Consider the following 5,172-nt stretch of genomic DNA (forward strand, 5'->3'; position numbering starts at 1 on the left):
AATGGGGGCGTTCCTTACCATAATAGGATTCTCTCAGGTTGAAGCACAAACAGGCTCCCTGCTTTCATTGATAGAGCCTGTGAGTGGTGTCCTGTTTGATGTTGCATTGCTGGGGGTCCAGCTCGGAACTAACGTATTCATAGGCTGTGTTCTGGTACTGATCTCTGCATTCATGGTGAGTATAAGGGACCCTGTAAGGAAAGAAAATTAACTGGCGTTTCCAGTGAAACAACCTGGAACAATGGTATTTCAATCGTATTTTTCATCCAGCCCATAAATTGAAATACTTGGATTTATAAATAGATTAAAATATAATATTGGAGTATGAGTATGTCAGAAAATGGAAACATAGTTTCAGTAATAGGACCTCTTCGTAAACCTAAACTAATGGGCTTTGCCAACGATAGCTTTACTCTCATCGTCACACAGGACCAGAGCATTTTTGCCAAATTAACATCGGAGATCATGAAAAAGGTAGCAGAGGATGCAAGGCAGCAAGCCGAACAGGAAGGAAAGGGTTTTTTCGGGCAATGGGGCAGCCAGATAGCAGGCGGAATGAACTATACTCAAAGGTATCTGAGCATGGCACCTGAAGAGATAATGAAAGAAAACCCTGCAAATTTCTCTATTCCAAATTCCAGCATCGATTCCGTAAAGGTCAGGTACAGGGAAACAGGTGATGAGGACACTACCAGCAGATCAGAATGGACAGTAACTATAGAGGCACATTCACAGAAATTGAATTTCAAGTACGGTAATGATCCAAAAAATGAATTGAAAAGAGCGTATGGTGAACTTGTTAGATAATGGAGCATCAAAGGGTGCTCTTCTTTTAGGAGTAACGACCAATTTCATTACATTCATTTAAGTTCACATCTGAACTCCTTGCCTGATCTGTTTATCAGATAATATGCTCCTGCCAGAGCGATCACCAGCAAGCCCATCCCTACCAGGAACAGTGGAGGGGTGGTTTTCAGATCGATTATCATTACTTTTCTTACGATTGCAGTGATACCTACAAGTATGATCACATCGACGTTCAATGTGGATTCATTGATGATCATCTTAATGGTTTCCAGCAACTCAATGCCTATAAGGACAAGAAAGAAAAGACCGAATATATCTAATACTTTTTCTACGTTGAGGAATACTACCGGGGGCTTGATCAGGTCGCTAAGTATTATCCATCCTATTTCCAGAGTGGAGCTGAGAATGACCACTACCATCATCAAAATAATTGCTTTGATGATCAATTTCTGAAAACCACTGACATATTTCATCATGAAATATTCCCCTGGCAATTGTCTGGAACATTATATCTTAAAGTTCTGATGAAAATAAGCTTTACTTGATTAAAAAAGTGTTCATGGGAGACTTAAAAAGACATCATGATCCTGTATTGAATGACAAGCAAGATCATAGCGACTTAAATAGTGCTCTTGTGTGGAGATCTGTTGATCCAGCTAAAAACCATCATAGCCAATATTGAACATATCACAGCGAACACCATTGTTTCCCTGAAACCAAAGTATTGCATGATCAATCCCCCGATCATCGATCCCGCGATGTCCGCTGCAGATGTGGTGGAATTCAAAATACCTGCAGAACTTGCTTTTTCAATGCTCCTCTCCACAACCAGCTGATTTGCACCTACGTACAAGAAAGACCATCCAAAAGCTATCAGTATCATTCCAGGAACAATGGAATAGAAATCCTGTGCCAGAGAATAACTTACAAAAGACAGCCCGGAAGTGATAATACCCCATTTGATGAGCCATTCGTTCCTGAACTTATCCAGCCTGCGCATGATTAGGAATTGAATGGAGGGGTTGATGGCATATATGATACCTATCCAGAAATTAGAAGCACCAAGGAAAGCCATGTACAGAGGCAAAATGATCCAAACAGCAACTGCACCCATATGTCTCAGGAACATAGACAGGTAGACATCAAGGTTCTTTCTGAAAACAGCCAATGAAAAATAACTCACGGAAATAGAAGGCTTCTGTACATCCGTAAGCCCAAAAGCTGCAAGGAAGGCGATAGTGAAGAACAGGGAAGACAGGATGAAAAGGTGCTCTATGTTCCCTATGAACCCGGCAACCAGGTACCCAACCATCCAGCCAAGGGAACCAAAAGAGCTGAATTTACCAATACTTTCCTTTTCATAATAAACGCTAACTATAAGGGCTGCCGGATACACTCCGACACTGAAACCCACCATTGCACGGATCACAGCAAGTGAGGCGGCATTATACGCGAATATCTGCATGAAGAAAGACACTGCAGAAACTGCAAGACCTGCGAGGATTATAGGACGCAGACGGTTGATATCGGCGGCTTTTCCAAATACGAACGACGAGAAAAAGGAAGCCGCTGCAAAAAAGGCACTGATGAGGCCAACTTCAAAATATGAAGCTCCGAGGGATCTTGCAAAAACTGGCATGAAGATGCCAGACATCATAAGGGATGAATTTGCCAGAAATTGGATCAGGTTTAATCTCATTGTTCATCGAATCCGGAATATATTTCCAGAATAATATCTAAACTATTTCTATTTATTGAAAGCTGATGACTTTAACATTATCCGGTAAATACTAAATGAGCCTGAACCCAAAGTGGTCTTTGAAATATCCTCTCATGCATGAAAATGAACACTATGATCGGGTCAAGTGGCATAAGACTTCATTCAAAGTACGGAGATGACAAATAAAACCATGAGAAGTATATCCTTCTATCGAACCGACATCGGAAAAATAGGAATTGTTGACAGCAATAATAGCATTACGAACGTATATTTTCATGGAGAGAGCTTTTCAGAGGATGCTATATTACATGAAACAGGACCATTGAAGGAGGCAAACAGACAATTGCAGAGTTATCTTGCCGGAAAACAAAAAGTGTTCAAGCTCCGCCTTGCTCCTGTTGGAACAGGATTCATGCTGCGCGTATGGGAAGCTTTGAGCTGCATTCCTTATGGCGAGAACAGAAGTTATGAGGAGATCGCACAGGAACTAGGTAATAAAAAAGCGTCAAGGGCTGTAGGGCTTGCAACCAGCCGCAATCCTATACCTATCTTTATTCCCTGTCATAGGGTTATAGGCAAAAATGGAAAACTTACAGGTTATAGGTCCGGGTTGCACATAAAGGAACATCTCCTTAAGCTTGAAAAGCAGAATTCGAGGCATTAGATGTGCAAGGCAGAATCAGGCACAGGTGTTATTGAGATTGCTATCAGAGAACTTACAGGTAAATGTTACAAATAACACTATAACATTGAACATCATAAATCAAATGACAATTAAATATAATAAGATCCAGCTGTTTTCCGGTTAAGAACAAATGGTCGATGAAGCATTCTGATAGGATATTGAGAAAAAAGAGGAGAAATACTAAAGCCTGTTCAACTGGCTTAAGGGCTATGACTCAAAATTCACCTTTGGAGCGATCTTTTCCTCTTCCGCAGTCTCTAACAATTCCTTCTTTTCAAAATTGAACATGCCTGCAATTATATTGTTCGGTATCTGCTGGATGGAAATATTGTATTTCATGACAGTATCATTGTAGAACTGCCTGCTGTAGGCGATCTTATCTTCGGTCTGGGAGAGTTCCTGCTGCAATTGTCTGAAATTCTCATTGGCCTTGAGTTCAGGATAAGCCTCTGCAACAGCAAATAAGGACTTCAATGCATTGGTGAGCATGTTAGAAGCCTGGGCGGCCTCACCGACCGTTGATGCCGACATCCAGGCAGACCTGGCTTTCGTGACCTCGTCAAACACAGATTTCTCATGCTTTGCGTAGCCTTTTACTGTTTCCACGATATTGGGTATCAGATCGAACCTGCGCTTAAGCTGGACATCTACCTGAGCCCATGCATTCTCCACCCTGTTACGTAAGGCTACAAGCTTGTTATAAACAGAAAAGACAAACACTGCAACAAGCAATGCTATAACAAGAACTATACCTATTATCCACAAAAATTCTATCATCTTTTTATCTCCTTTCTAAATTTATCTGGCACCGCCTCCGCCACCACCGAAACCGCCTCCGGAACCACCTACTCCGCGGCTTCCCCCTGAAGAGGACCTGGGAGCTGATCTCTGGTAAGCATGGCTGAAATCCGATGAATAACCTGTAACATAGACCCTGTTATGGAAATGGCTCGTCCGGAACTCTTCTTTGGGAACTATGACGGACATGTGCCTGAGTGCCTCTTCAGCCACACCCAGTGCCATGGCATACACCATATAATGGTCCCATAATTTCACAGAGCCGGGAGGATGCTCCTTCAGGTCCGAGAAGTCCGTTATGTATTTCTTGAAGTTCTTCCAGCGCTCTACGTAAAGCTTACCTTCGGGGGTCCATCTTCCCAGAACGGTCCGGTACCTGGCATTGAGGATAAGCACAACAGGTGAAATGAATGCAACGATTATAGGCATGAAGCCAAGTTTTTCAATTATCGGATAAGCAGACGAGTCTCCCAGCCAGGGGACAGCGAAAAGGCTAAGGAGTGACACAAGGAAAAGTATACCTGCAAAATAGTCCATTTTCGTGGCGCCTTTTTCGATGAACAGCTTTTCAAGATCTATATGAGCCTTCACCTTTTGATTCCACGAATTTATGAAATTATAGAAGGATGTGCCTTTTTTGAGCCTGGACTGGAACTCTTTCCAATGCAGCTGGTGTCCATCAGAATGCTGTACGATGAGGTCCAGCACATCCTGCTCGAAGTCCAGCAGTCCCGGGGAATCTCCTTTCTCCCTCTCGGGGCCGGTTATATGCAGCACGATATTCCGTGGATCGCTGTCATCGATTCTGAGGTAATCCCGATGAATTAGGTCCATTACGGTTGCAGCAAATCCATCTATTGTTGGATCTCCCACACCGCCTTTCATCATGGCATTGACCACAGCCGGGCTGGAATCATATGGCAGTTCACGCTCATAGATACCCTCGTATGCTACGCCAGGTTCCCTCCCATATTTGAAGTACAGATAGAACGGAGCTAAAAGAAGAGATAATGCCAGAAGCACATATACTATAAAAACAACATACAGAGCCTTCTGCTTCAGTGCGTACTGAGATTCTATACGGAATATTTGGAACTTAGCATTCTGATCATACATGGTCACATATCTGGGGTCAGGTGATGTGAGCCTGGGGAAGATGGCC

The 5,172-nt window shown here is 42.8% G+C and carries 7 protein-coding genes; 3 read left to right on the forward strand and 4 right to left on the reverse strand.

The window, feature by feature from the left end; all coding sequences use genetic code 11:
- Both A4E24_RS09210 and A4E24_RS09215 read left to right on the forward strand, forming a co-directional pair.
- A partial coding sequence (locus A4E24_RS09210) for an EamA family transporter (protein WP_292353003.1) occupies nt 1-211 on the forward strand: 211 nt, incomplete at its 5' end.
- Nucleotides 212-330: 119 nt separating this feature from the next.
- On the forward strand, nt 331-807 hold the full coding sequence (locus tag A4E24_RS09215; protein ID WP_292353004.1) for a hypothetical protein: 477 nt from the start codon (nt 331-333) through the stop codon (nt 805-807).
- Nucleotides 808-860: 53 nt separating this feature from the next.
- Here A4E24_RS09215 and A4E24_RS09220 read toward each other — a convergent pair whose 3' ends face one another.
- Complete coding sequence (locus A4E24_RS09220) at nt 861-1,283, reverse strand: phosphate-starvation-inducible PsiE family protein (RefSeq protein ID WP_292353006.1); 423 nt, start codon at nt 1,281-1,283, stop codon at nt 861-863.
- A 143-nt stretch (nt 1,284-1,426) separates the two neighbouring features.
- Entirely contained in the window at nt 1,427-2,506 is a 1,080-nt protein-coding gene (locus A4E24_RS09225; protein WP_292353008.1) for an MFS transporter, read from the reverse strand.
- A gap of 211 nt (nt 2,507-2,717) precedes the next feature.
- On the opposite strand from A4E24_RS09225, the gene A4E24_RS09230 reads away from it, so the two are divergent.
- Nucleotides 2,718-3,191 (forward strand): methylated-DNA--[protein]-cysteine S-methyltransferase, encoded by a 474-nt coding sequence (locus tag A4E24_RS09230; protein ID WP_367121176.1) that lies wholly within the window; start codon nt 2,718-2,720, stop codon nt 3,189-3,191.
- Nucleotides 3,192-3,419: 228 nt separating this feature from the next.
- Here A4E24_RS09230 and A4E24_RS09235 read toward each other — a convergent pair whose 3' ends face one another.
- Nucleotides 3,420-3,989: a LemA family protein gene (locus A4E24_RS09235; protein ID WP_292353009.1), complete on the reverse strand. Its 570-nt coding sequence runs from the start codon at nt 3,987-3,989 to the stop codon at nt 3,420-3,422.
- Between the two features lie 21 nt (nt 3,990-4,010).
- On the reverse strand, nt 4,011-5,172 hold a 1,162-nt coding region (locus tag A4E24_RS09240; RefSeq protein WP_292353010.1), incomplete at its 5' end, for a DUF2207 domain-containing protein.

Origin of the sequence: Methanomethylovorans sp. PtaU1.Bin093, from assembly GCF_002067275.1 — an archaeon.
In the GTDB taxonomy this organism is placed as follows: Archaea; Halobacteriota; Methanosarcinia; order Methanosarcinales; family Methanosarcinaceae; genus Methanomethylovorans.

What these genes read in the sequence shown, in the direction of transcription:
- A4E24_RS09235 (WP_292353009.1), bottom strand. Translation starts at nt 3,989, where the DNA reads ATGATAGAATTTTTGTGGATAATAGGTATAGTTCTTGTTATAGCATTG.
- A4E24_RS09230 (WP_367121176.1), top strand. Translation starts at nt 2,718, where the DNA reads ATGAGAAGTATATCCTTCTATCGAACCGACATCGGAAAAATAGGAATT.
- A4E24_RS09220 (WP_292353006.1), bottom strand. Translation starts at nt 1,283, where the DNA reads ATGATGAAATATGTCAGTGGTTTTCAGAAATTGATCATCAAAGCAATT.
- A4E24_RS09225 (WP_292353008.1), bottom strand. Translation starts at nt 2,506, where the DNA reads ATGAGATTAAACCTGATCCAATTTCTGGCAAATTCATCCCTTATGATG.
- A4E24_RS09215 (WP_292353004.1), top strand. Translation starts at nt 331, where the DNA reads ATGTCAGAAAATGGAAACATAGTTTCAGTAATAGGACCTCTTCGTAAA.